This window comes from Paenibacillus chibensis (genome assembly GCF_004001045.1).
In the GTDB taxonomy this organism is placed as follows: Bacteria; Bacillota; Bacilli; order Paenibacillales; family Paenibacillaceae; genus Paenibacillus_AQ; species Paenibacillus_AQ chibensis.
Genome location: NZ_BIMK01000001.1, coordinates 195,692 through 222,498 on the forward strand (window position 1 = coordinate 195,692; position 26,807 = coordinate 222,498).

The 26,807-nt window shown below is 52.1% G+C and carries 22 protein-coding genes; 3 read left to right on the top strand and 19 right to left on the bottom strand.

Going from position 1 to position 26,807, the window contains the following annotated elements; translation table 11 throughout:
* Positions 1 to 75: 75 nt before the first annotated feature.
* The 6 genes from PCH05_RS00920 to PCH05_RS00945 all read right to left on the bottom strand — a co-directional run bounded on the left by PCH05_RS00920 (position 76) and on the right by PCH05_RS00945 (position 10,391).
* Positions 76 to 1,497 carry an ABC transporter substrate-binding protein gene (locus PCH05_RS00920; RefSeq protein ID WP_246049318.1) on the bottom strand — a complete coding sequence of 474 codons (1,422 nt, stop codon included), beginning with the start codon at positions 1,495 to 1,497 and terminating at the stop codon, positions 76 to 78.
* 419 nt (positions 1,498 to 1,916) lie between these two features.
* Complete coding sequence (locus PCH05_RS00925) at positions 1,917 to 3,023, bottom strand: GntR family transcriptional regulator (protein WP_246049309.1); 1,107 nt, start codon at positions 3,021 to 3,023, stop codon at positions 1,917 to 1,919.
* A gap of 284 nt (positions 3,024 to 3,307) precedes the next feature.
* The gene (locus tag PCH05_RS00930; RefSeq protein ID WP_127599719.1) at positions 3,308 to 5,104 is read right to left on the bottom strand and encodes a S9 family peptidase; all 1,797 of its coding nucleotides are present in this window, start codon (positions 5,102 to 5,104) and stop codon (positions 3,308 to 3,310) included.
* 257 nt (positions 5,105 to 5,361) lie between these two features.
* Positions 5,362 to 6,324: an L-threonine 3-dehydrogenase gene (locus PCH05_RS00935; RefSeq protein ID WP_127599721.1), complete on the bottom strand. Its 963-nt coding sequence runs from the start codon at positions 6,322 to 6,324 to the stop codon at positions 5,362 to 5,364.
* A 37-nt stretch (positions 6,325 to 6,361) separates the two neighbouring features.
* Positions 6,362 to 7,552 (bottom strand): glycine C-acetyltransferase, encoded by a 1,191-nt coding sequence (locus tag PCH05_RS00940; protein ID WP_127599723.1) that lies wholly within the window; start codon positions 7,550 to 7,552, stop codon positions 6,362 to 6,364.
* Positions 7,553 to 7,841: 289 nt separating this feature from the next.
* Positions 7,842 to 10,391 carry a diguanylate cyclase domain-containing protein gene (locus PCH05_RS00945; protein ID WP_127599725.1) on the bottom strand — a complete coding sequence of 850 codons (2,550 nt, stop codon included), beginning with the start codon at positions 10,389 to 10,391 and terminating at the stop codon, positions 7,842 to 7,844.
* Between the two features lie 408 nt (positions 10,392 to 10,799).
* On the opposite strand from PCH05_RS00945, the gene kduI reads away from it, so the two are divergent.
* The 3 genes from kduI (at position 10,800) to kduD (ending at position 13,249) form a co-directional block, all read left to right on the top strand.
* A complete protein-coding gene (gene kduI, locus PCH05_RS00950) occupies positions 10,800 to 11,633 on the top strand; it encodes a 5-dehydro-4-deoxy-D-glucuronate isomerase (RefSeq protein WP_127599727.1) in 834 nt (277 codons plus the stop codon).
* A 68-nt stretch (positions 11,634 to 11,701) separates the two neighbouring features.
* The gene (locus PCH05_RS00955; RefSeq protein WP_127599729.1) at positions 11,702 to 12,466 is read left to right on the top strand and encodes a DeoR/GlpR family DNA-binding transcription regulator; all 765 of its coding nucleotides are present in this window, start codon (positions 11,702 to 11,704) and stop codon (positions 12,464 to 12,466) included.
* Positions 12,467 to 12,496: 30 nt separating this feature from the next.
* Positions 12,497 to 13,249 (top strand): 2-dehydro-3-deoxy-D-gluconate 5-dehydrogenase KduD, encoded by a 753-nt coding sequence (gene kduD / locus PCH05_RS00960; RefSeq protein WP_127599731.1) that lies wholly within the window; start codon positions 12,497 to 12,499, stop codon positions 13,247 to 13,249.
* Positions 13,250 to 13,363: 114 nt separating this feature from the next.
* On the opposite strand, the gene PCH05_RS00965 is transcribed toward kduD, so the two are convergent.
* From PCH05_RS00965 to PCH05_RS01025, 13 genes are all read right to left on the bottom strand, one after another.
* On the bottom strand, positions 13,364 to 13,885 hold the full coding sequence (locus PCH05_RS00965; RefSeq protein ID WP_127599733.1) for a hypothetical protein: 522 nt from the start codon (positions 13,883 to 13,885) through the stop codon (positions 13,364 to 13,366).
* 24 nt (positions 13,886 to 13,909) lie between these two features.
* Entirely contained in the window at positions 13,910 to 15,079 is a 1,170-nt protein-coding gene (locus tag PCH05_RS00970; protein ID WP_127599735.1) for an MFS transporter, read from the bottom strand.
* A 156-nt stretch (positions 15,080 to 15,235) separates the two neighbouring features.
* Positions 15,236 to 15,994, bottom strand: a complete 759-nt coding sequence (locus PCH05_RS00975; protein WP_127599737.1) for a TrmB family transcriptional regulator — start codon at positions 15,992 to 15,994, stop codon at positions 15,236 to 15,238.
* Between the two features lie 40 nt (positions 15,995 to 16,034).
* On the bottom strand, positions 16,035 to 16,826 hold the full coding sequence (locus PCH05_RS00980; protein WP_127599739.1) for a COG4705 family protein: 792 nt from the start codon (positions 16,824 to 16,826) through the stop codon (positions 16,035 to 16,037).
* An 85-nt stretch (positions 16,827 to 16,911) separates the two neighbouring features.
* Positions 16,912 to 18,015 (bottom strand): sensor histidine kinase, encoded by a 1,104-nt coding sequence (locus PCH05_RS00985; RefSeq protein ID WP_127599742.1) that lies wholly within the window; start codon positions 18,013 to 18,015, stop codon positions 16,912 to 16,914.
* Positions 18,008 to 18,697: a response regulator transcription factor gene (locus PCH05_RS00990; RefSeq protein ID WP_127599744.1), complete on the bottom strand. Its 690-nt coding sequence runs from the start codon at positions 18,695 to 18,697 to the stop codon at positions 18,008 to 18,010. The genes PCH05_RS00985 and PCH05_RS00990 overlap by 8 nt, the downstream gene beginning before the upstream one ends.
* 159 nt (positions 18,698 to 18,856) lie before the next feature.
* Positions 18,857 to 19,825 carry a quinone oxidoreductase family protein gene (locus tag PCH05_RS00995; protein WP_127599746.1) on the bottom strand — a complete coding sequence of 323 codons (969 nt, stop codon included), beginning with the start codon at positions 19,823 to 19,825 and terminating at the stop codon, positions 18,857 to 18,859.
* 45 nt (positions 19,826 to 19,870) lie between these two features.
* On the bottom strand, positions 19,871 to 20,701 hold the full coding sequence (locus PCH05_RS01000) for an energy-coupling factor transporter transmembrane component T family protein (RefSeq protein WP_127599748.1): 831 nt from the start codon (positions 20,699 to 20,701) through the stop codon (positions 19,871 to 19,873).
* Positions 20,694 to 22,400, bottom strand: coding sequence for an ABC transporter ATP-binding protein (locus PCH05_RS01005; RefSeq protein WP_127599750.1), 1,707 nt, complete (start codon positions 22,398 to 22,400; stop codon positions 20,694 to 20,696). The genes PCH05_RS01000 and PCH05_RS01005 overlap by 8 nt, the downstream gene beginning before the upstream one ends.
* A gap of 38 nt (positions 22,401 to 22,438) precedes the next feature.
* Positions 22,439 to 22,999, bottom strand: coding sequence for an ECF-type riboflavin transporter substrate-binding protein (locus PCH05_RS01010; RefSeq protein WP_127599752.1), 561 nt, complete (start codon positions 22,997 to 22,999; stop codon positions 22,439 to 22,441).
* 349 nt (positions 23,000 to 23,348) lie between these two features.
* Positions 23,349 to 24,224 (bottom strand): GerAB/ArcD/ProY family transporter, encoded by an 876-nt coding sequence (locus tag PCH05_RS01015; protein ID WP_127599754.1) that lies wholly within the window; start codon positions 24,222 to 24,224, stop codon positions 23,349 to 23,351.
* Positions 24,151 to 25,287 (bottom strand): Ger(x)C family spore germination protein, encoded by a 1,137-nt coding sequence (locus PCH05_RS01020; RefSeq protein WP_127599756.1) that lies wholly within the window; start codon positions 25,285 to 25,287, stop codon positions 24,151 to 24,153. Before PCH05_RS01020 ends, PCH05_RS01015 begins: the two co-directional genes overlap by 74 nt.
* Entirely contained in the window at positions 25,284 to 26,783 is a 1,500-nt protein-coding gene (locus PCH05_RS01025) for a spore germination protein (RefSeq protein ID WP_307719494.1), read from the bottom strand. Before PCH05_RS01025 ends, PCH05_RS01020 begins: the two co-directional genes overlap by 4 nt.
* Between the last annotated feature and the right edge of the window lie 24 nt (positions 26,784 to 26,807).

The window sequence follows — 26,807 nt, forward strand, 5'->3', positions numbered from 1 at the left end:
TCTTGGGCCGCACCCCTGCTCATCCGCCATCGATGATACAGGGGTAGGGCTCAGAGCTGCTATGCTTCCGGGATCTTACTTGCTGTCCTGAAGCAGCTTGTTGATATTGGCTTCGAACTGCGGTTTGACTTTATCGACTGCGGTGGACGGCGAGATTTTGCCTGTCGTGATATCCTTGACGACGCCTTCAAACAGCTTGCCGCCGTCTGGAATCGCGTAATACGAAATGTAGTCGATGCTTTCAGCCATTTGCTTGCGCGTATCCAGGGACTCCTTGTTCGGATAGGAGCTTTCCCACGACTGCTGTGACAGCTTTCTGCCGGCATCATGCAGGCTGATTTCATCCATAATTTTCGCGGCCACATCTGCATGCTTGGAATACTTGGCTACCATGAACATATTGCCGAAAGGTGTATAAGACACGTATTTATCCGATTTCGGACCTTTCGGGAAGAAGACATACCCGATTTCCTGGTTTTTCATGTTGTCCAGCAATCCGCCCAGCTCCCAGCTGAATCCGCCGTACATGACGCCCTTGCCTGCGACGAACTCCTTGCTCGCATCCTCCGGAATCGGCTGCATGATCGATTTATCCTTGTTATACAGGTCGGATACGAACTGGAGCGCCTCCATCGAATTTTCGCTGTTCAGCGAAAATTTGATGTTGCCTTCCGCATCCTTGTCGACCGAGCCTTTATTGGAGTAAATCAGCTGCTCCGTGAAGGAGTTGATTTTGCCGTAAGCTCCGGCGATGCCATAAATGTCCGTTTTGCCGTCGCCGTTGGTGTCTTTGGTTGCTTTTTTCGCGAAATCACGGAATGTATCCCACGTCCATTCGCCTTTTTGCTGCAATTCATACGGATCTTCCAAACCCAGCTTCTTCACGAGTGTTTTGTTGTAGAAAATGCCGTAGGGCGATGGAGAAGAGTCGGTCATGCCATACTGCTTGCCTTTAAAACTGCCGCCCTTTTTCATCCAATCGATGTATTTCGGATCGTTCAGATCAAGCTTGTCGTCTACCGGCTGAATAAAATCCTTGTTGGCGAGCGTCGGGAAAGCCCAGAACAGCTCCAGGAGGACGATATCGGCAAACGGCGTGCCGGAGAGGGAGGTCGTGGTGAAGTTTTCAACGTATTTGCCGTAATCGCCGAATTTCACAAATTCGATTTTGCAGTTGTACTTCTTTTCCACTTCATCGATCAGTTTGATCTGCTCTTCTTCCGCCGGGCCTTTTTCCTTCACCTGTCTCGGGTCGGCATCGTCGTACCATACGCCGATCTTGATCGTGTCGCCGCCCAGGTCGATCTTCGGCTCTTCCGGCGCAGCCGCCTGATCCTTCTCAGGCTCCTTCGCAGGCTCTGTTTCCGCCTCTTTCGCAGGCTCCTGCTGCGCGGCTTTATTGCTTTCATTGGAACTGCTTTCTTTGGCGCCGCCCGAGCAGCCGGCAATGGTAAATACAAAAAGCATGACTACGAGCAGCATGGAGAGTACCTTCATTTTCTTCACGCGTTCATCCCCCGTTTTCCGTTTCGGATTGAATTGTTGAACCTGAATACAGAAAAGACCAATGAAACCTTAAGCAATAAAACCGATCACCCCTTTGCCGTCATCCAAAATCCATCAAAAAGAATGCGCTTACATAAACGCCTTCTTCAAATAAGCGATACGCTTGCATCCTGAGAGAAAAACATCAGAATATGTAGCTTCATATATCATATTAGATATATCTTATATACCGCTTACACGAGTTATTATAATCTGGCGCCTATATTTTGTAAATAGTGAATATATCTTATTATTAAATAATGGTTTATTAATTATATCTAACATGAGGATGACCTTCGAACTACAGGGTAACAAAGGCCAAAAAAGACCAGCCCTCAAGAGGACTGGTCTTCGTTACGCAGCTTAACGGTCTACATCTGTTCCTGGACGGAATAGGCTTCCGACAATACGGCCGTGGAGGATCTTTCGATCAGTCTGACCGGAATGAGGACCTGCTCGGGAGCCTTATCCTGTCCTTCGATCTGTTGTACGATCAGCTCCGCTGCTTTGCGTCCGATTTCATTGTAATCCTGGGCCACCGTCGTCAGCGGCACTTCAACAAGGCTGGATATCATATGATCATCAAATCCGGCGATGGACAGCTGGCCTGGCACTTGAATTCCCAGCTCCAGCGCGCTTCTCAGCAGATCGACGGACAGATGGTCATGCTCCACCTGCACCGCCGTCACGCCAAGATCCATGATCCGCCGAATCATGTTTTTATAAAAGGTGTTGCTCGTATCCTGATCGGCTTCGCGGTAAAAATCCGCGATGACAAGCTCCGGATCGACAGTAAGCCCGTGATCCCGCAGCGCTTTGCAGTAGCCCTGGTACCGGTCCCGCACCGAGCTTCGGAATTCGATGCTGATGCTCGACACAAAAGCGATCCGCTCATGCCCGAGCTCAATCAGCTTCTTCGCGACCAAATAACCGCCGCTGATATTGTCGGATACAACGCTCGTGATCGGCAGGCTCTCGACATACTGATCGATCATGACGAGCGGAAATTCATTCCAATAAAGCGCGTTCAGCATGTCGATATTGCTGATCGTGCTGATCGGATACAGAATGATGCCGCTCGCCCCGTTTTTCGGAATGCGGGACAAAAATTCGCGCTCTCTGTCCTTGCTCCAATTGCTGTTATGGATGCTGAGGTAATACCCCTTCGTATCCAAATAATCGGTTGCTCCCTTGATGAAATCCAGCTCGCTCGTCGCCATATAAGGCAAAACCATCGAGATGATCGGAGTCTGAGAAGCCGCGACGTGCTCCCCTGATGCACTTCTTTGCTCCTGCTTCTTGACATAGCTGCCGCTGCCGCGCTTGCGGTAGATCAAGCCTTCCCGCTCAAGCTCAATCAAGGCTCGCTTCGATGTAATCCGGCTGACGCCTGATTGCTCGGCGAGCTCGACCTCGGTCGGAAGCTGCTGATCATCTTTATACTCACCGGAAAGTATTTTTTCTTTCAAATCTTCCATGATAACCATGTACAATGGTTTGTGGTTTGACTGCATATACTCACGTCCAGTCTGTCCCTTTATTCACATATTCGAATTGATTATATCAAATTATTGACCACACGTGCAAACAAATATACCAAATATGCAAAAAATGAGGCCATTCTATATCGTTAGACATATAGCGGCCTCCATTTTCAGAAGAAGCAGATATATAGTTGTTCAAGATAAATCATTGTGCATTTGCCGATGAATATGAGCTCTCACCAGGGTGCATCATCAGCTTGTGACTTTAAACGACTCTTTTACCGGCAGCGGTCCAGGAACTCCACCATGCGGGCGTAAGCGATCTTTTCATTAGCCTTCTTCGTAATGCCATGGCCTTCGTCATCGAAGACGATGTACTCCACGTCACGGCCTTTCGCCCGCAGCGCCTCGACGATCTGGTCGGATTCGGCCTTGACGACTCTCGGATCGTTGGCCCCCTGAATAATCAGCATCGGGTTCACCATGTTGTCTAGATACGTAATCGGCGTATCCTTGATGAACCGCTCGCGGTCCCGCTGCGGATCGCCAAGCCACTGCTCCATGATCGGCTTCCAATGATCCGGCACCGAGTTGTAGAAGGTAAAGAGATTGCTCACGCCGAAAATATCGATCGCCGCCTTGAAATATTCCGGATTCCGGCCGGCAAGCAGCAGCGTCATATAACCGCCGTAACTGCCGCCGAGCACGAATAGCCGGTCCCGGCTCGAAATGCCCTGCTCGAACAGCCAATCCATGCCGGCCAGACAGTCTTTGCGCGGGCCTTCTCCCCAATCCTGCTCCACCAGCTTGACGAATGAGCTGCCATAACCGGTGCTGCCGCGGAAATTCGGGCAAAAAATGTTGTAGCCCCGGGCAATAATGTACTGGAACATCGCACGGAACTGTTTGCGCTCCGCAGCCTGCGGACCTCCATGCGGCCAGAATACCGTGCAGCCGTTCGCATGCTGCTCCTTCGCGCGGAAGAGCAGCGCCTCGATCTGCATGCCGTCAAAGGATGTGTAGGTTACCACCTCCGGCGACACCATATCCTCCTCCGCAAGCCCGGTCATGACGTTCTTCGTCAGCATCGCCCAGCGGCTGCCGTCATAGCGGTAAATATTGAGCGGCTTCACCGCGCCGCGTCCCAATACGTATACTTGACCGGAACGGGCAACCACCAGCTGCTCAAGGATATCGACCGGGAGCGGAATCGGCTCCAGCTCGCCGCTCTCCAGCGAATAGGCGTAAAGCCGGTCTTCCACGCCTTTTTCCGTAATGATGTACACCGTGCCTGTTTCCTTGTGCAGGCGGAGCAGCGATACCGACTCCTTGTCAATCCCGCGCAGCTGCTTGAAGGTTCCCGAAGGGATATGGAAATGGGCCAAATATGTAAACTCCGAGTCGAAATCCGTTGCAAAAATGACGTTTTCATTGTCCAGAAACTGCACATTTCCCGCAGTATGCACCTGCTCCGGAGATGGCGTCAAGCAGATCTCCTGTCCGTCCGGCCGAAGGATATAACTCACATAATATGTATTCGCATACATTTTAGTATAGGCCAGCGTTTGCTCATCCGGACTCACGGCAGCGAGCTCGGTCGTCGTATCTCTGCCTTCGATCAGCAGCCGGTCTTCCTCTGTCTCCAGATGGTAGACGCGCGAGTTCAGATAATTAGGATTATCTTTGGACGTCGAATAATAGATCCGCTTGCCGTCCTCGGAGAGATGAACAAATTCATGCTTATCTTCCGGAGATATCCCTTCGAACAGAGGCAACGGCTCGCCGCCGTTCCACCTCAGGGCATTCAGCTGGTAATTCTCATTTCCGTCGTTGTCAAACGCCGTCAATATATGCCTTCCCTGCGGATCCAGCTTGATAAAGCTGCACATCTGATCATTATACGTGAGCGGGAACGGATAGGAGGTCTCCCCTTGCAAATCCATAGCCCATAAATTGAATTTGCCGCTGATCGTGCTGCTGAATACGAGCCTTGACTCGTCACTGCTCACGCCGAAGGAACGGATTAAATAGGTCTGGAAAAATTGCTCTACATCTGGCTTCGGAAATCGTATCATGGAACAAACAACTCCTCATCTCCCGGAAATTAAGCCCAGGCTTTATACGCATACGCGAAGGCTTAAACTCCATTATAAGTTACCTGTCGCTTCCATTTCCATATCCATATCCATATCCAGGATAAATCATAGACCAAGGTTCATGGGTACAAGGTCTCGTTTCAGAAAGGAAAACAAACCCAAAAAGCGGTCTGCCATCATCCCGCGTCGGATGAGGCAGACCGCCTTATATGAAAACAACTTTTTCGATAGATCGTCTATGCTTTCTTGGCAAGCCTTTCTCTCGAGCTCAGCTGAGCCAGCATATCCTTGGTCATCGCATCCAGATCATAGCTCGCCTTAAAGCCCCATTCACGAGCCGCTGCCGAGGCGTCAATGGAATTCGGCCAGCTTTCGGCGATCGCCTGCCTTTTCGGATCAACCTCATACTCCAGAACGAAGGAAGGCATCACCTGGCGGATCGAAGCCGAAATCGCTTCCGGGTCCACGCTCATCGCGGTTACGTTGAACGCGTTCCGGTGCTGCAGCTTGGAAGCATCGGCTTCCATCAGCTGCACGATCGCATGGAGCGCATCCGGCATGTACATCATATCCATATAGGTGCCCTTATCGATGAATGAAGCATAACGTCCTTGATTCGCCGCCGCATAATAAATCTCGACGGCATAATCCGTCGTGCCCCCGCCCGGAGGGGTGACGTAGGAGATGAGTCCAGGAAACCGGATGCCTCTGGTGTCGAGACCATATTTATGAAAATAGTAGTCGCACAACAGCTCGCCGGACACCTTGTTGACGCCGTACATCGTTGTCGGACGCTGAATCGTATCCTGCGGCGTGTTGTCCTTGGGCGTCGAAGGACCAAATGCTCCGATGGAGCTTGGCGTAAAAAACTGGCATCCGAGCTCTCGAGATACTTCCAGCGCATTCACCAGTCCGCCCATATTCAGATTCCAGGCCAACAGCGGCTTTTCTTCCGCCGTAGCGGACAGCAGCGCGGCCAGATGAATCATCGTATCGGCCTGATGCTTCTTCGCCATTTCGAACATCGCCTTGCCATCGGTCACGTCCAGCGTTTCGAAAGGCCCGGACCTCGTGATTTCATGCCCGTTGTTTCTCACATCGGTGGCAATAACTTGATCCGCCCCGTATATTTGTCTCAATTTGGCGACCAGTTCCGATCCAATCTGGCCTAATGCGCCTGTCACCAAAATTTTTTTCATTTGTTATTCCTCCCCATATGGCTTCCCGGCAGACGGTTTAGATGATGGCCAGTTCCTTGCCTACCTTTTCGTAGACGGAAACAACCTGCTCCAGCATCTCTTTGCTGTGGGCCGCCGTAGGCATGTTGCGGATCCGCCCGGTTCCTTTAGGGACCGTTGGAAAGACGATCGCTTTGGCGTAAACGCCCTCTTCATACAGACGCTTGCTGAACTGCTGCGTCTTCACTTCGTCACCGATGATGCAAGGCGTGATCGGCGTTTCGCTATGGCCAACATCAAAGCCAAGCTTCTTCAGCTCGCTTTTCAGGAAATCGCCGTTCTCCCAAAGCTTTTTGATCAGGGTGCTGTCGTTCATCAGAATATCCACGGAAGCAATGCATGCAGCTACCGATGCGGGCGGCATCGCCGTCGAGAAGAGGAATGGACGGCTTCTGAGCTTTAACCATTCGATAAGCTTCTTCGTACCGGCCACGTATCCACCGACAACGCCAATCGCTTTGGAGAGCGTGCCAATCTGGAAGTCAATGCGATCCGATAAACCGAAATGCTTCACCGTACCCGCTCCTCCGCCTAGAACGCCGGATCCATGAGCATCATCCACATACGTGATGAGATCAAATTCTTCGGCAATCTCCACGATTTCAGGCAGCTTCGCGATGTCGCCATCCATGGAAAACACGCCGTCGGTAATGACCATGATTTTGTTGTAAAGTCCGGAGTCCTTGGCTGCCTTGGCCTGCGCTCTCAGATCCTCCATATCCGAATGCTTAAAACGGATCGTCTTGGCTCTGGACAAACGGCATCCGTCAATAATGGAAGCATGGTTCAGCTCATCGGACAGAATGGCATCGTTCTTATCCATGACCGCGGAAATGGCAGCCATGTTGCAGTTAAATCCGGATTGGTAGGTAATAACCGCTTCCGTATGCTTGAACTCGGCCAGCTTCTGTTCGAGCTCCAGATGAAGATCCAGCGTTCCGTTGATCGTTCGGACAGCGCCGGCACCGGCACCGTATTTCTTCGTTGCCTGAACCGATGCTTCCACCAGACGCTCGTCGGTAGCCAATCCCAGATAGTTGTTGGAGGACAGATTAATCAATGTTTTTCCTTCAATGAGAATAGTCGGGCCGTTTGGACCCTGCAGCGGGTCAATGACGTTGTATAACCCCTTGCTCTTCAAATCCTCGATATTCTCCGTTAAAAACTGATTCAATGCATGACTGGACATGGCGAATCCCTCCTAAATATACAGTTGTCTCCATACAGAGGACATTAATATTATTAAAAACCCTTACGTTACAAGAGATTATTTATCTTCAATGTAGCATCTTTTAATTGATTTGTACATCCACCACGGACATCAAAATCCATAAAATTTTATGAATCATTAAAAAAGTCCTAATCGTAAGATGAGCATTTCTGCTGTTTATATACTACAAGCCCCCGGCTCCGTTATTGACGGGCACGGGGGCTTGCTTCGCATAAAAAGATTGATATGGATGCTGAAACGCTGTTATTTACAGCATGGCGACGCAATTTTTACCTTCATTTTTCGCTTTTATCAAAGCCTTTTCCGCTTCATTCACCAGCTGCCGGGAGGAATTCCCCGGGTGGTGTGGCAGCGCGGAGCTCACGCCCAGGCTGACCGTCAAGTAATCCGGAGAGCCGGACAGACTCAAAGAAATTTGCATCGAAAGAACAGCCTGTCGGATCTGTTCGGCAATATCCATCGCTTTCTCCAGGGATGTATTCGTTAAATGAAGCGCGAAGGTACCGCCATTGAAGCGGGCGATGACAGCGCCTTTCGGGCTGCCGAAGGCATTCAGGACGTCGGCAATCCATTGCAGGCAGTTATCGGCGCCTTGAACTCCGAACAGCATATTATACGTCCCGAAATTGTCGATATCAAGAATAATGACAGAGATTGGCGCGCCGTGGATTTTGCATTGCTCCCATTCCCGGCTGAGCGAGTTTTCGAAATAACGCCGGCTCGGAACGTCCGTAAGCGTATCCGTGTTCACGAAATGCTCTAGCTGGCCCGAGACCTCGTAAAAATCCCCGAATGGGGCGTTATCCGCCGACATCTCCCTCACAATCGCAAAAATCGCGGGCTTATTCGCATAGTTTACATGAGCCATGCTGATCTCCAAATGCAGAACCTTACCATCCAGAGCCATAAACTCCTCCTCCACGGTTGCCAGCGGCTCGACGGAATGCTCCAGCCCAATCATGGAACGCAGCAGGCTTTTCCTCGAAGCGTCTGAAGCGAGGGAGGCCCATCTTCGTCCGATCATCGCCTCAGGCCCGTCTGCTTTAAAAAGCGCCAGCGCGCAAGGATTCACATACACGATCTCTCCGTCCGTCAGCGCGAAAAATGCTGTAGGCGAAATATCCATCAGCTGCAAATAACGCTTCTCGTTTTCCCTCATGATGCGTGCGTTTTGCTTCGCCTGTTCCTCGGCTTGACGCATCTGATTCTCCGTCCGTATCAGAACGACCGACTTCAAGTCCGTTAGTGTACGCAGCTCCCGAGCCTTCCATGGGAGCGACGTGGACTCCACCGTATGCTTCCACTGCTCGAAAGATTTGCGCGGAGACAAACGGTCTCCGTCCGTCTCCTTCAGCACGGCTTTCTCCGGATCGCCGGCCCACTTCACGACTTGGATCACTTCCGGCCGGAACCAGGCAATATAGTCTTGGGCGTCCGGAGACAGAGACATAAGCATAACGCCCGAAGCTTCTTTCTTGAACCATTTGGCCGGTTCGTAATCGAGGCTCAGGCAGGAGGAATGGTACGAATAATCGGACAAACGCTCCGCGATCCAATCTGCAAGCCCGCGCACCTCAGCCGACGAAGGCGTCTGCCCAAGCAGTACGAGCTGTCCATGATAATGAACCGCGGCGCCTGCGGCGTCCATCATCGCGAGAATGTTCGCTTCTTCTTCCCGAATCTGCTTGATGACGCGGCTTGCGGACGTGTTGCCGATAAAGATGCTGGAGATCCGGTTCGCCAACGTTTTCAGCGACAATTCCGATTGAAAATCGTCCAGCTGTTCCCTTTGATATAGCTCGCTTGAAAAAAAGGCCCCAAGAAAATTGCATAAATTGCGAACTCTGTGCGAGACGTATTTTCTGGAATGATGATGGCAGGCGATCATTCCCCAGAGCTGGTTTTCATGAATCAGCGATATGGTCAGCGTCGCGCCGACGCCCATATTTTTCATATATTCGATATGCATCGGGGATACGCTGCGCAGAACGGATAAGCTTAGATTGAGCGGCTTTCCCGTGGAAGGATGCAAGGCAGGCACGATGTCCACCGGCGTATAATCCATGTCCACGATCGTCCGCAGCCAATTGCGCAAATACAGCTCCCGGGCCTGTTTGGGAATGTCGGAAGCGGGATAATGATGACCGAGATACGGCTCAAGCCCCTCCTCCTTCGCTTCGGCGATCACCTTGCCGTTCCACCGGGAATCAAACTCATAAATCATGACCCGATCGTAGCCGAGCATTTCCTTGATCTGTTCCGCCGCCAGCATACTGGCTTCCTCGCGGCTGTCCGTCTGTTTCATTTTTCCGAAAAAGGATTGGATCATTTCAAAGTCGTTCAGCATCGGCCCGGAATCTTCGCAGGCAGGCTCCAGTTCCAGGATGATCAGACCGTCGCTTTCGTGAAGAATACCGTAAAAGTCAACAGCTTCTCCGGCCACATCGATGGGGAAATTCATATAGTGGACTTTCGAAGGCTCGGCGCTCATGTTTTGGATCTTCTCCAGCATGTCCTCCTGCAGCCTGGACCCGATGATCGACTCGATGGACATGCCGAGCAGCTCCTCATACGGGATACCGATAAAAGCCTCTACATTGGTGCTGCACTGGACAATTTCGTGACGGGCTTCCTTCGAGACGGCCAGCAGCATGCCGTGCGGCTGGATCCTTCCAGGGATATGGATCGGTTCCTTGTCGCAATTCGTGATGTCGACGGAGCCTTTTAACAAGAAATCCCCTTCCGTCAGCAAGGTGCGGTTTAACAAATCCTTTTCTTTTCTCGGCTGGTTTGGCATCGTACCAGAACCTTTCCTAATATATTATTTTTTTTGCGGTCAAAAGCCGTCCGTCTTATATCAGCAGTTATACATAAACTCAAACGTTTTTCGGATTCCGGAAGTTACCTCGTCTTCCCGTGTCAAATTGAGCTGAAGGAACCATTGAACTCATGGGAGAGACTGCCTCCGGGCGATCCGCAAATGATCTCTGGCTGCTACAAATAAATATTTTATCAAATACTCGGAGCAATGACATCTTTGTTCCTATTCTCTTGAGGCATTTCACGAGCATCCGCATGGGAAAAATGTCTATCAGATACTCGGTTCATACTTGAATTCATCTGAAAAAGAGGTTGCATTCTGTTCAAAATAGGGTTTATTATGAACTTATATGAACATAAATGAACTTAAAAAGGAGTGTCTTTCATGGAAAGAAGATATGCTTCGCATCCCAGGGAAGTTAAACAATTCGACACGGAGCGCCTGCGCGAAGAGTTTCATATCCCTGTGTTATTTACACCTGACCGACTCGAGCTGGTACTCACCCATGAAGACCGTCTTATTATAGGCGGAGCCCATCCTGTAAGCCGGGAGATCAAACTGGACACGGATGTTAAAGAGCTCGGCGTCGGCTTTTTCCTGGAACGCCGCGAGATCGGAATCATTAACGTGGGAGGTAAAGGCATCGTTACCGTTGAAGGGAAGGACTACGCGCTGGATCACAAGGAGTGCCTATTCGTCGGGATGGGCAATCAAGAGGTTATTTTCAAAAGCGTGGATGCCTCGCATCCGGCCAAGTTCTATCTGAACTCCGCAACGGCGCATCAGGCATATCCGACACAAAAAGCGACGCTGGCCGATGCCGAATCGGCGGATCTCGGTTCGATCGAAAATTCCAATGACCGCACCATTTACCGTTTCATTCACCAGAACGGCATTCAAAGCTCGCAGCTCGTGATGGGTATGACCCTGCTCAAAACCGGGAATATGTGGAACACCATGCCCGCCCATGTACATCCCCGGCGGATGGAGGCATATATGTACTTTGATCTTCCTGATGAATCAGTCGTCTTCCATCTGATGGGCGAACCGTCTGAAACCCGGCATATCGTCATGCGGAACGAGCAAGCCGTCATTTCGCCAAGCTGGTCCATCCACAGCGGAGTCGGCACGAGCAATTATACATTTATTTGGGGCATGGCCGGCGACAACAAAATTTATTCCGATATGGACCCCGTTGATATGAAGGCATTAAAATAGCAATATGCGTTCCGATATCAATGGAACTGAAAACTTTGTTTACCCTGATTGAAAAGAGGCTTGTTTATATGAATCCGATCCTGCGGCACGAGAAGATTATGGAAGTCCTGCTGAACAACAAAGAGGTTTCCGTGACCGAACTGAGCGACATCCTGAACGTCACGGGCAAAACGATTCGTGAAGACCTGACCCGGCTGGAGGAGCAGGGGCTGATCCGCCGCATTCATGGCGGCGCCGTGCTTGCCCAGGCGGACCAATTCGGCATTCTGCCTTCGAAGGAGCCGCTGTCGCGACATCTGGACATGAAGCGAAGCATCGCGGCAGAAGCCATCAAACGAATTCTCCCGGGAGATGTCATTGCACTGGACGGCGGCAGCACCACGCTTGAGATTGCCCGCCTTCTGCCCAATCAACGGCTGACGGTGATCACGAATGACGTTTACATCATCAGCGAGCTGTCCAAAAAAGATAAAGTCAATCTCGTCGTTCCCGGAGGCTATAGGGTCCGCAACATGCTGACCGGCCCGGAAGCCGTCGCGTACGTGAAGGAGCTCAATATTCATAAGGCATTCATATCAGCTACCGGTGTACATTTGGAGCATGGACTCACGATATATACCGGCGAATTAATTGCATTCAAACGCGCGCTGATCGATACCGCAAGGGAAACGATCGCGGTGATCGATCACCATAAATTCGGACAGACTGCGCTCCGCACCTTTGCCGAGCTGCATGAGCTAAGCACGCTGATTACGGACAATGGGCTGCCGGAAGACACGCTTGCGCAGTTCCGAAACGCCGATGTTCCGATTGAACTGAGCGGCGTCCATTGATCCCATCCTATTGGAGGAGCGGATAACGATATGAATCTGTTTAATCTCAAGGGCAAAACGGCGCTGGTCACCGGTACATCCGGCGGTTTGGGACAAGGCATCGCTGTCGGACTGGCCGAAGCAGGGGCTGACATTGTATGCGTGGCCCGGAGTTCTTCGCGTGAGGCTGTCGACATGGCCGAGGCCATGGGCCGCAAGGCCCTTGCCATCCAAGCCGACCTGAGCGACGCCACCCGTCTTAGCAGCATATTCGATCAGGCCTTGACACTTACGGGACAAATCGACATTCTCGTCAACAACGCCGGCACGATCCGGCGCACGCCTGCCAAGGACCATAGCGAGAAGGATTGGTTCGATGTCATCGACTTGAATCTGAACACCGTCTTCCTGCTTTCGCAGATGGCCGGCAGACATATGATTGAACGCGGCAGCGGCAAAATCATCAATATTTGCTCCATGCTGTCATACCAGGGAGGCATCAATGTGCCGGGTTATACGGCCAGCAAACACGGCGTGGCCGGTCTGACCAAAGCGTTTGCCAACGAATGGGCCGCAAGCGGCGTCCAGGTTAACGGCATTGCTCCCGGATATATGATTACCGACAATACGGCCCAGATTCAGGCTGACGAGAAACGTAAGGCCTCCATCACCGAACGCATTCCCGCCGGACGATGGGGAACGCCTGAAGACCTGCAGGGTGCGGCCGTGTTTCTCGCTTCGTCCGCATCGGACTATGTCAACGGGCATATCCTTTGCGTGGACGGCGGCTGGATGGCGAGATAAAGAAGTGCAAAACTAAGACCGTACCCTCTTACCGGAGGGTACGGTCTTTTCGTTGTGTGAAAGAGACAAATACAATCGAAGTTCCCTGCTGCTCTTAGACAACAACCAGTCGTCTCATATCAGAACTGCGAATGCCTCGTATGGCCGCAGGAGCATATACTGGGATAATACGACTTCCGGATATACCGACACCCGAATGTCGCCGGCCTCAAAATCTTTATCCAGCGCATAAGCCTGATTTTCCTTGCTCCAGTTGGCTGCGATCAAGAAGCGCCTACCGCTTAGTGCCCGTTCATATGCAAAGACATGGGCATCTTCCGGCGCTGCCAGCCGAAACTCCCCGGTAGCCAGCAGTCGGTTGATTACGGGATCCTTGCGGAGCAAGGCAAGCTGTTCATAGAACTCGAGCAGGGAATCGCGGCTGATTTCTCCCTGTCCCCTCACCGATGCTTGATCTACGGGAGAAGCGGAGACCGCCGGTATATGCGTCCGCTTCATTTCCGTCTTGTATTCATTCACCGAATACACATGGTTCATGCCCTGTTCATCATCCATATCACTTACCGGACCGCCCTGCATCAGCTGAAGCGTCAAGGCCATGCATTTGGCCGATTCGAACAGATAGGCTCCGTTCATTTTTCCCACCTCGAATATTACAGACTAGGATGCCGGGGTTTCGGAGGCTTGGCGCCGGCGCTTCCACTTGATCGACAGCAGGGCGGAGCCCAAAGCCAAAATCACGAAGATGACACCGGCCCAAGCGTTGTAATATACCGAGGCGCCATCGATGACGATGCCTCCGATTGCCGAGCCGAGCGCGATGCCGACATGGGAGGCCGAACTGTTCAAGCTTTGCTGGATATTCGCCGACTCGGGCGCTGATTGGATCAAATAGCTTTGCAGGGATGGAGAGATCGACCAGCTTAAGGCGCTCCATGCAATCATGACAATCAGGCAGATGTATACCGAAAAGGTCGAAATCGGCATCAGGAACATCACCACGGCAAATAGGCTCACGATGGACAGAATGCTCTTTTCCGCACCGAATTTATCGGTGACCCAACCGCCTAAGCCGCCGCCCAAAACCGCGGCGATTCCGAAGATCAAATAAAACATGCTGAGCGCCGAGGCTCCCAAATGCAGCGTTTCCTGCAGAAACGGCGTCAGATACGCATACAGCGTCAGATGACCGGTCAGCATCAGTACCGATATCAGCTGGCCGAAAATGATTTTGCCGTTCTTCAGGGAGGCCAGCTGCTGCCGCAGCGGAATAGCCGCCTCCGGCTGTGTTTTGGGGATCAACAGCGATATGGCGATCAGTGATACGACGGCCAAGGCCGTGATCATCATAAACGGAGCCCGCCATCCGAATGCATTGCCGAGCATCATGCCAATCGGTACTCCGAGCACGAGCGAGCCGCTGACACCCATGAAGATGACGCCGATCGCTCTGGCCTTATAAGGCTCTTCCGCCATCCGTGAAGCCATTGTGATCGACAGGACGGTAATCAGCGCGCTGCTCGCGGCCGAAAGAATCCGGGCCATGACCATCATCGTAAAATTGGGGCTTAACGAGGAGAGCACATTACCGGCGATAAAAACAAGCAGGGCCAATTGATACAGTCTCTTCCGCTCCATGCGCGCGGTCGCCGTCAGCAGCAGCGGGCCCGACAACGCGAACACAATGGAGTACAGCGTAATCAGCTGTCCGGCCGCACTTAACGAAATATGAAGATCACCCGAAATCAGATCAAGAATCCCACCGACGATCAGCTCCACCATGCCTGTAACAAAGCAGGCGACAGCCAAAATGTAAATTTTATAGTTCATTTGCCTAAGGATGCTCCCTTCTCTAAGATGTTGTCTCATTGGTTACTACCGTAATAGTAACTTATAAACATAGCCGGTTCAAGGAGAAATTTCAGACACAAAAAAAACGGATAGAGAATGTTCTCTATCCGCCATACCGGAATGGGCGCAGCCTTCTTAGTAACGCAGCTGCAGCAGCTGGTTCATGATTTCCTTGTCGTTCATGAGTATGTCCTTGTATCTGTTCGTGATTTTACTCAGCAGCATGTCATGGTAGAAGTAGTCGGTGAATACCCTGACGAAGGGCTGCGACCTCGTCTTGATCGCCTGCCACGCATTTTGTTCCACGCCAGCAAAGACCACTTCCGCATCATCGACAATGAGTAGTCTGAAGCGTTCAAGCGACACATGCTCCTCACTCGGCTCCATAATGACCAGGTTCTTCAGACTGCACAGCACTTCCCCGACAGCCAGCGCCTCCACCTGAATGCCTGCCCGTTCCTTTTCCTCCAGAATGGGTAAACACTTCTGAAAGTCATCCTTCCAGGACGAGTAACGGATCGACACCTTCGCCTCCAGCAGCAGCTGCCGGATTTGCGCTTCGATGGAAGCATCCGCCTTCAGGCTCCATACCCGGTCATCCACGATCTCCTTTTGCAGTCTCTGCTGCTCCAGCTCCTGAATGTCGGATTGAAACTCGGCCGTCAGCTTTTCGATGACCAGCGGCAGCGCCAAAGCCGTATACAGCTTTTTTTTCTCCGATATCGACTCCAGCACCATCCCCTTCTCAACCATCCGGGAAATGACCTCGTATATTTTCGCTTTCGGCACGCCCGACTGCTTTACGATCATCGACGCATCCATCGGCTGCATCGTCGCAGCGAGGGATTCGTATACTTTGCTTTCATATTGAGAGAATCCGAATTTTTGCAGCAACCTCTTCCAACCCCGATCTATCGAACTTGGTATTACTGTATCATAAATCCGGATTGTGAGAAATGTTCAGTTCGTCCACCTTCGAAATCGTCAGATAGACAACGAGGACGAGGATGATCACGAGAAACACCATACTGGTGACCGTGGTGCCAAGACCCAGCCCACCATCATCCCGGGCTTGAGACAAATAATCGCCTACGGAGGCACCGAATGGGCGGGTAAGAATGTAAGCAAACCAGAAGGCAAAGACTCCATTGAGCTTGAAACGGTAAAAAGCAAATGTGACCGCTCCGATCAGCGCTGCAAAAATAATAGCGGAAACGATGTAACCCAAATTCAGCCCCTCCGCCATGAGATCGCCGGCAGCTGTTCCCAAAGCGAATGTAAATAGAATCGTCAGCCAATAAAAAAGCTCGCGCTTGCGTGTGTTAATCGCGTGAATGGATAGCGTCTTTTCATTCGCATACCATGCCGTAAAGGTGGCAAGCAGCGCTACGCTAAATAGGACCGTGGCCGTGGAAAGCGGCATGCCGAAATGATCGACCAGATTATCGGTCACCAGTGTACCCACTACGCTAATCAGAACGACCGTGAGCCAGTAAAGCGACGGAACATATTTTCCGCTTCTGATCTGAAAAAACAGTACCGCCAGCAATAGGATGGCCATCACAATCGAAGTGGTTGATAACCCCCAGTTCAGATTGAAGGTCAAGAAATCTGCAGCTGTCTCGCCAACCGTTGTCGCCATAATTTTGATGATCCAGAAAAAAATCGTGACTTGCGGAACTTTGTTGAGCAGCAGGTTGTCCTGTTGAAGACTACGATCACCCATACGATCATCCTCCTCATGAATCTCAGCATTTTCCCTAAAGATACATGCATAAAATGAGAACCTCATGAGAATTCGTGATCTTGGTCTACATATTCATGTTGAGCAACGGAAACCTGACTTCAAACACGGTCCTCTTCGGATCGCTTTGGGCAGTTACCGTCCCGTCATGTTGTTCCACGATATTTTTGGTAATGAACAGCCCGATTCCCGTGCTGTCTGTCGTATGCGTCCTTGACTCATCCCCGGTATACAGCATGTCAAAAATATGGGGAAGATCCTTCGGATCGATGCTCGGTCCGAAATTGATCACCTGAACGACCACATCCTTGCCGTCGACAAACCCGCGGATATGAATGCTTCGGCCTTCTTTTCCGTAGCGAACCGCATTCGTCAGCAGATTTTCGAATACGCGCGCGATGAGCTCGCCGTCTCCGGCGATGTTCAACGGCTTATCTGTTTCTACATGAACGGTCATGTCGCTATTTTCGAACACAGGGAACAGCTCTTCGCATAGCTGCATCAGCAGCTCGCTGATGTCTAACGGCTGCTTGTCGAGATTCATCCGGCCGTAATTCATACGCGTAATCTCGAACAATTCGTCGATCAGCTTCTGCAAACGCCGGGATTTGGTATAGGCAATGTTCGTATAATGCCGGGCTTGCTCTGCCGATATGCCGTCGTCCCGTAAAATAAAATCCAAATAACCGATGACCGAGGTGAGCGGCGTGCGCAGATCATGCGCAAGGTTCAGAACCAGGCGATCCTTGCTGAGCTCCGCTTCATTCCCTTTTTCGATCGCTTCCTGCAGTTTTTGCAGCGCCAGATTGATGTCCGTCCCGATCTTGCCGAACTCGTCCTTGGATGAAATCTGAACCTTGTGCGAAAAATCCCCTTCCGCCAAATGATGGATGCCTTGCGATATTTTCTTGAAATAGGTGGCATAAGACTTCGTAAACAGGAAAAAAAACAGGATGGCCAGCGGGACGAAAATAATCAGAAACGCGTTTACGTCGCCGACGTCTCTCATGAAATACCGGATCCGGGTCAACGGATTCTCATACAGCACCTCAGACCGGTAATAAAGCTGCAGCACTTTATAGATCCCGAAGGTAATCCCTCCGGATGCCAGCATGCTGAGCATCAAGAGCAGGATCATGCGGGTTCGAAAGCTGTTTATGATTTTACGCATGCAGCGTATAACCTACCCCCCAAACGGTTTTGATGAATTTGTTTTTATCTTCTCCGAGCTTTTTGCGCAAGGTACGGATGTGCACCATCACCGTGTTTCCTCCTTCGAAATAATCCTCGCCCCATACCTGCTCAAATATGTTTTCGGCGCTGAACACCTTTTTCGGATGTCTGGCCAGCAGATACAAAATATCGAATTCCTTCGGCGTAAGCTCGATCGATTTGCCATACAGGTCGACGGAACGCTGCTCCGGATAAATGACGAGACCGCCCACTTCAATGATCGGCTTGCTCGAAGCGGCCATTCGGGTCAGCTGCTCCGTGCGCCGAAGATGCGCGTTCACGCGCGCGACCAGCTCCATCGGGTTAAACGGCTTGGTCATGTAGTCATCCGCCCCGCGTACCAAGCCTTCTATTTTATCCAGATCCGAGGCTTTGGCGCTCAAAAACAGGATTGGGAAATAATATTTCTCCCGGATTTGTCTCGTCACCTCGTAACCGTCGAACTTGGGCATCATGATATCCAAAATCGCCAGATCCACCGGCTGCGTATGGACGGCCTGAATCGCATCCTGTCCGTTATGTACTTTAATGCAATGATATTTTTCCTTTTCGAGATGCAGCGCGATCAGGTCTGCGATTTCCGGATCATCATCCGCGATCAAAATGGTAATACGACTCATGATATCTCCTCCTCCTAACAACTTAACACAAGAGGTCTGAGCATGACAAAAGCCGCTGGAATCCGACCATTCCAGCGGCCATGAGCGAGCCGTTCATTGCAGTTGAATACACAGCCCTTCAACCCGTGCGTAACGGGCGAAGAGGCCGGCAATCCCCGTTCATGGTATAAGTAGAATCTTGCCGGTGCTTTGGCGGCTTTCCAGAAACCGGTGGGCCTCCGCGCCCTGCCGCAGCTCATATAACGACGGGTCCGACAAGCGCAGCCGGCCTTCCCGAATCTCGGCAAAGAGGGCGTCCGCACGTCGAATGCGCTCTTCTTTGGTAGTGACATGGTTCCACAGATCGCCGCCGGTGAGCGTCTTGGAAGTATCCATCAGCATTCTCGGATCGACCGGCGCTGGGTCGCCGCCCGACATGCCGTAAAAGACGACAGCGCCCCGGGTCCGGACGACGGAGAAGCTGTCCATCAGCGTGGACCCGACAGAGTCATATGCCGCGTCAGCACCCTCGCCATCCTTGGACCACCCCGGTACAGCGCCCGTCCAGTCCTCATGATACAGCATCACTTCGTCCGCACCTGCGGCGAGCGCCACCTTCTTCTTGTCTTCGCTCGAAGTCAGGCCGAAGACACGGGCACCTTTCGCTTTGCACAGCTGTGTCAGCAGCTGTCCGACGCCTCCTGCAGCCGCATGAACAACGATCTCGTCCCCCGGCTTCACCCGGTAGCTGTCATGGACCAGATAATGGGCCGTGAGTCCCTGCAGCAGGACGGAAGAAGCTTGCTCGAACGAAATGTCATCCGGCAAAGGAATGACGCGATCCGCGGGGACAAGCACCTTCTCCGCATTGGCATGCGGTACATCGGTAAACGCAACCCGGTCGCCCGCACGCAGGCCATCGACCCCCGGACCTACCTGCTCTACTACTCCTGCCCCTTCATAGCCAAGGATAAATGGAGGTGTTCCTTGCAGATGGTAATTCCCTTTTCTGCGGTAAATATCAGCAAAGTTCAGGCCGATCGCCTTCATACTCACTATCACATGGCCGCCGGTCACTACGGGATCCGGAATCTCCCTGTAATCCAGCACTTCCGGTCCGCCAAAACGGTCGAATACTAATGCTTTCATGCGCGTGCCCCCTCTTCTGGTATCAGATCCGATCATTGTACCATGTTATGAAAATGGATACCAAAAGCCCTTCAGCATGGCGACCTTCAGCCAAATTCCCACACCCAGAAGGACTAGCGCCAAGACTGCAAACGTCCAGTCCATCGGTTCCATGTCTTTGCCGCTATACCAGCTGCGCTTTTTTTGCGTCCCGAATCCCCTGAGCTCCATCGCATTCGTGACCGAATCGATCCGGTGCAGCGCCGATTGGAGGACCGGCACCACCACCGCCGCCAAATTGCGCAGCCGCTGCTTGATGCTGCCGTCCTCCTTGGAAATCCCCATGCCGCGGGCCTGCATCGAATTCAGGGTGCTTCGGAATTCTTCCGTCAAGTCCGGGATGTACCGGAGGGCGATACTCACGGCGTAAGCGATCTTGTACGGAATTCCGATGCGGTTCAGGCTGCTTGCAAAGGCGCTGGGCTGCGTCGTGAAGATACACAGGATCGAAATCGGCAGCAGCGTCAGGTATTTCGCGGACAGCGTCAATACGTAGAATAAGGTCTCTGCGTTGATCGTGTTATAGCCGACCGGAATGACCGGCGTATCCGTCCCGGTTAACCTCGTTCCAAACGTCGGCGTGATCAGCAGGATAAAGATGGCGTTGAGGACCGTGAAAATAATCATCAGCCAGAATAAAAACGCCATTCTTTTAAAAGGAATACCTGCGGTAATTAACAGCACAATGCCAACCGCAAGCATCGGCACGAACACACGCAGATCCAAAAACATATAAGTCATGACCGTCCAGGCCATAAACAACACCAGCTTGACCGCTCCGTCCAGCCGGTGAAACAGCGAGCTCCCCGTTACATAGAGGCTTCCCGTTCTATTCATGGCCCTTCCCCTTTTTCTCTTCGTTGATAAAGGCCTGCACGAACTTCTCCGGCGAAGCCAAACCGTTCGCTTTGGCAAACAGGGATAGCGAGGTTTCCTTCAGATGGGCCGCCTCCGTAATGTCCGGGCTGCCGAGCACGGCCGTCACCGAATCCTCCGCCATGACGCGTCCGCCGCTTAGAACGACGGCCCGCGGCGCATATTCCAGTGCCAGATACATGTCATGGGTGATGAGCAAGAACCCCATGCCGCGGCGGGACAAGGATGCGATGAAATCCATAAACTCCTTGTAATGCTCATAATCCTGGCCTGCGGTCGGTTCATCCAAAATGATGATTTTGGGCTCCAGCACCAGAATGGATGCGATCGTAAGTCGTTTTTTCTGCCCGTAGCTGAGGGCTGAAACCGGCCAGTTACGGAACGGATACAGCCCGCAAATCCGCAGTGCGGCTTCGACCTTTTCCTTGATTACCGCTGCGCTCAGGCCGCGGACCTTCAGTCCGAGTCCAACCTCTTCGGCAATCATATGCTGCGTGATCATCCGGTTCGGATTCTGCATAACGTAACCAATCGCTTCGCCGCGGCGGCGGATTGACCAGGAGCCCATGTCCTGACCCTCGTAGAACAACCCGCCGGACTGCGGCTTCAAAATTCCCGTAATCAGCTGCGAAAGCGTGGATTTCCCCGCTCCATTGTTTCCGAGCAAGGCTACGATTTCGCCCGATCCAACCTGAAGGGAAACCCGGTCGATCACCGGATGAAGCGGATCATAACCGAAAGTCATATCACGCACTTCCAGCAACGCCGGGGAAATCGCAGTTTCCTCCTTCATCCCCGCCTGTTCGCTCCACGCGTCGAGTTTGTCCTTCAATCCGGGCATATCCAGCTTCCGCGGAGAGCTTAGTCCTTTCAGTTCCGCTATCGGTACGCCTGCAAGCTCCAGCGCATCGACATACAGCGGAGGCCGAAGGCCATAGCTGCGCAGGATGCCGGAGGACAATATCTCATCCGGCGTCCCGACCGAGACGATCCGTCCTTCGTTCATGAGCACGATCCGGTCTACCGCCTGCTGCAGAACATCCTCGGCGCGGTGCTCGATCATGATGACGGTTTTTCCGCTCTTGCGGTGGATATCGTCGATAAGCTGCATGGCCTTGCGGCCGCTGGCCGGATCAAGATTCGCAAGCGGCTCGTCGAAGAGGAGCACCTCGGCGTCGGTGGACAATACACCCGCCAGCGATACATGCTGCTTCTGCCCCCCGGAGAGCTCATACGGGCTGTGCTCGATATAATCGAGCATGCCGACCAGGTTCAGCGCCGTCTCCACCTCTTGCTTCATCTGCGGTCTGTCCATCGCCTTGTTTTCCAGGACAAAAGCGACATCTTCGGCCACGTTCAGCCCGACAAACTGGGCATCCTGGTCCTGCAAAATGGTGCCGACCACACGGCTTAGCTCGAAAATGCTCCGCTCGGCCGGGTTCTGACCGCCAATCCTCAAGCTTCCTGTCGCTTCTCCGCCGTATGTAAAAGGAATAAGCCCATTCATGCAATGGGCCAGTGTCGATTTGCCGGAGCCGCTGGGGCCGGCGATCCAGATTTTCTCACCCGGATAAATATCCAGCGTAATGTCCTTCAGCGTAGGCTCCGACTGATTTTTATATTTAAATCCATATTGTTGAAACGAGATGATTGGCTGCATAAACTTTTAAAACTCCTATCTTTCGGCGTTGACCGCGCCTACTCATTGACGCTCAAATTGCTGACTTTGGCGTTTCTTCTCGCAAAACCGATCACCGCGGGCACGCCGAGCACCAGGAATACGATGATATTCGAAATCGAAGCCGCAGTGACCTGTACAACCAGCTTGTCGGACGGTTCGCCCATGAAGGCGATATCGAACCAGCCGGAGAACAGCAGGGACAAGATGATACCTACGATCCCGTAGAAAATAAACAAACCGATATGTTTGCCTTTATAGGCGCCGTTTTGCGGATCGAATCCCTTGGATACATAAATGAGTCCCATAAACGCGGCGGTAATGCCCGAGCCCAGCGCCCAGCCCCACCATACCGTCCCGCTTGTCAGCACATCGTTTAATACATGGCCGATGAGCCCGGCGATAAAGCCGACTACCGGACCGAACAGGGCTCCAAAAATCGCCAGCAGCGCAATCGCTGGCCGCAGCGAAGTATCGGGTCCCACGGGAATGCCGATAAAGCTGGTCGCTCCATAGAGAGCCGCGCCGATGCCTATGGTCACCACAGTTCGTGTGTTTAATTGAAAAATGGATTTTTTCAAAGCGGAGCCACCTTTCCGAAACAGATGTATTCAACCATCGTTCATGCCCCAGAAGCGAACATTAAACGTTAATCGTACTCTTAATATAAGGGCAGCGAAGGATGAAGGCAACGCATTTTTTTGGAAAACACATCTAATTTTTTCGGTGTAAAAGCGTTGATAGAAGCGAATATCTTGCTGTTCCTCTTTCAAATACCCATTTAACTCATCGGAAATATGTTTTTAAACTCTATTGTTTGCCTTTGGAATCATCCTGCCGGAGCATCTGTACGCACGAAAAAGGGTCCGTCCCATGACGAACCCTCGTTTGTATGCATCCTGCCTTCATAAACATCGGACACCTCGATCGCTAACCCTTCCTGCTTCCCAGGCGGCTGCGAATCGTGCTCAGCAGCAAATAATACACCGGAATACCGTTGATGATCATCCAAAACACGATGAATCCCGGTTCTGATTCAACCTTCTGATAAATCGTCGGGTTGCGCGTATACTGAAAAGCCGTAACGGTAACCGTACCCATGAGCAGCGTAATCAATGGCTTATGCTCCTCGATCTTGAACAGACGGCCCATGCACGATACGCCGACATAGACCAAAAATGCGTCATGGACAAGCATTGAAGTAATCCATAGGCCGATGAAAATGGGATCGGCGTTGCCGACCAATCCGGTAAAGGAGGTGCTGCGGATCAATTGCAGAATGGGATACTTCAACTGGCTGCCGTAATGAGGTCCGAAATTCAAAATGACGAGCATCCACGTGAACAGCACGGCGAGTATAACCAGCGCGTTAGCAAGCAGCAGGTTGCGAAGCATTCTTTTATCGAAGGAAAACTGCGGTGTCATAAAAAGAAATACGAACCACTCCCCGATCCAGCAGAGAATGTTGACGACATTATAAGGAACCCTCCGGATATCGATATGTGTAAACAAAGCCGACATCATCTGAAATTCCGCATCTCCCGAAAGCATGACGATCAGAAAAATGATGGATACCAGAATGATGATGAACAAGCCATCCGCAATATACACCAGCGTCGTGAACCCCCAGCGCGCCGTCAGACATATAGCCACGCCAATCAGCAGCTGTATGAACCATTGAGGCGTGTCCCGCATGTACAGAAATTCATAGAACAAGGTAAACTGCTCGATATCAAGAGATACGTAATAAATGCTCCAGAGCACCAGAATGCCAAGGAAGATCCGATGCCCCCACTTGCCGGCCATCCCGGTCCCAATATCCGGGATATTTCCATTCGAGCAGCAGCCCCAGCTTAAGCGCGTCCGCTCTCATATCCTGTGTCATGTTGATGGCGGATTCCAGTTCCTCCACCGCTTTTTTGTTCAACAGATCGGTGACGAGTTGAGTCATCTCCGTGGCATTGCGATGCTTGGCGTCCATCCGGTTCACCATGTTTCCGGTAGCCTGCAGATAAATCGTGAACTGAGGACCTTGCTTCGTCATGTTCACTTTCCGGTGCGCGTCGAAGCTCGTAAACAGAACGCTGGCATGGCTTTTGCCCTCATCCCAGTAAACCGTGTATACCTGTTTCCCCAACGTGCCGCTCCCCCAGGCTAGCGCTCTGGCTTCTCGCAAAGGGAGGGTTCCGCTTAGCCTGTCCTCCTGGTAAACGGCTGCTCCCTGAATACCCGCCCATTGTTGGGATGAATCGTCATCGCTCTCCAACGGTGCTTCAGTCATATACATCAGATTGGTTGCGTAGCCGACTTTCGAAAAGCGGGCAATGAGGCTTTCCTTTAGCTTGGTGCTGAATAGCGTATGCTGCATCATCATCTTCCGCAGCACCTCGGACGGCAGCTGCTCATAAACTGGGGTCAGTTTAGCGACTTCCTTCGCTTTTCCCGGGGCCGTCGTCAGGAACGTGCTGATATGGAGGCTCGGCTCCATATGAATCCAGTCCAACAAATCGGCGATCCCGTCTTTCGCATAATCCCTACCGACAACGATTTCGCGAGTATGCCCAAAGTTTATGCGCCGCGTCAAATCCTTCTGAATGGATCGGATCGTGTCGGGCAGCGTCAGATCGGTTCGGGTCACCATGGTATAAGATTTTCCGCTGCTCCCGCCGCTCGCCGGTTGACCGGACATCATGCGGTTGGGCAGCGGGCTGCTGATCGTCACCTCGACTGTGCCGGGCTTCTCCCCTTTATCCACAAACAACGCCAGAACAAAAAGCTCCTCGTCCACTTCCACTTTAGACCAACAGCCGGTTTGCAGAAGTAATCCGGCGCACATGATGGCATGCAGCAGCCGTTTCCAACATCTCATTTCGTTTTTTGTCTCCTCACGTTGCGAGTGGTGTAAGCTGAGCTGCGGCTTTTCATCGCGGGCGAAGGTACGCGCACGAAAATGTCCTTCCAGTCCTTAAAAATCAGGGGAGCAAGCGGCTGCATATAGGGAGAACCGAATGTCCGCAGATTCGCCAGATGGCCGAATACGAGAAACGTCATCAAAAACACCCCTAACAGCCCCGTCGTACCTCCGACCAGCAGGAGCGGAAACCGCAGCAGGCGCAGCGCGAGCCCCAGTTCAAAGTGAGGAATGATATAGGAAGCGATGCCGGTGATCGAGACGACGATAACCATCGGGGATGACACGATCCCGGCCTGCACCGCCGCCTGACCGATCACGATGGCGCCAATAACGGAGATCGTCTGTCCGACGGGTTTGGGGATCCGGGTCCCGGCTTCCCTCAATCCTTCGAACGTGAGCTCCATGATCAAGGCTTCCGTGAGCGCGGAGAACGTGACGTTTTCCCTTGCCGCCGTGATCGTCAGCAGCAGGTCGGTCGGAATCATTTCGGGCTGAAAGGTCGTGATGGCGACGTACAGCGAAGGGAGCAGCATCGACAACACGAAAAAAAAGATCCGGATCATGCGAATCCAGCTCGCGGACCAGAAGCTTTGATAATAATCCTCCGAGGATTGAATCAGGGATAAGAAGGTAACCGGAACGATAAGCGCGGAAGGCGTTCCGTCTTGCATCATTCCTACCCTCCCTTCAAGCAGCGAAGCGGCTACGGAATCCGGCCGCTCCGTATAGTGAAACAGGGGGAAGGGCGTGCGGTTCCCCTTTTTCATCTGCTCGGCGATATAACTGATGCCGAATATACCGTCGGTGTCTATGCTCCGCAGCTCCTGGTCCAGCTCCGTAACGACCTTCGGCTCGCACACCCCTTCAAGATATACCACGTAAACGATGGTTTTCGTGTATCTGCCGATTTCATAACGGACGGTTTTCAGGTCCGGATGCTTGATTTTATGCCTCAGCAAAGAAAGGTTCGTTTCGATGTCCTCAATGAATGCCTCCTGAGGACCGATGACCACCATTTCGTTTTGGGATTGGGTGACGGACCTTTTCTCGTATTTGACCAAGTCAAACATGAAGATTTCGCTGCTCTCGTCGAGGCAAAGGATGACCTTTCCCTGAACAAGCTGGTTGAGGGCTTCCTCCAACGTCCGAGCCTTGGTGGACGGGAGCGGAAAAAAGGTTCCCCTTTCGATCCGGGCGGCCCAATCCTCCGCCGCCTCCGCCATGGCCGATTCCTCGATCAGAAACTCGGCGATCTTCTCCTGCATCATGGACATATTGATGATGGAACAAATATATATCAGCGTGCAGGACCGGCCATGGACATGGAACGGCTGGAATACGACATCCTCGCTTGTTGCAAGCAGATTTTTCATTTGCGAAGAAACGGTTTCTTTCGCATCATTCATCACGGAGCCTGCCCCCTGACCTGTTCCGAATTTTGTTTCTAGCATGGCTGATCCGGTTAGGAATTATTC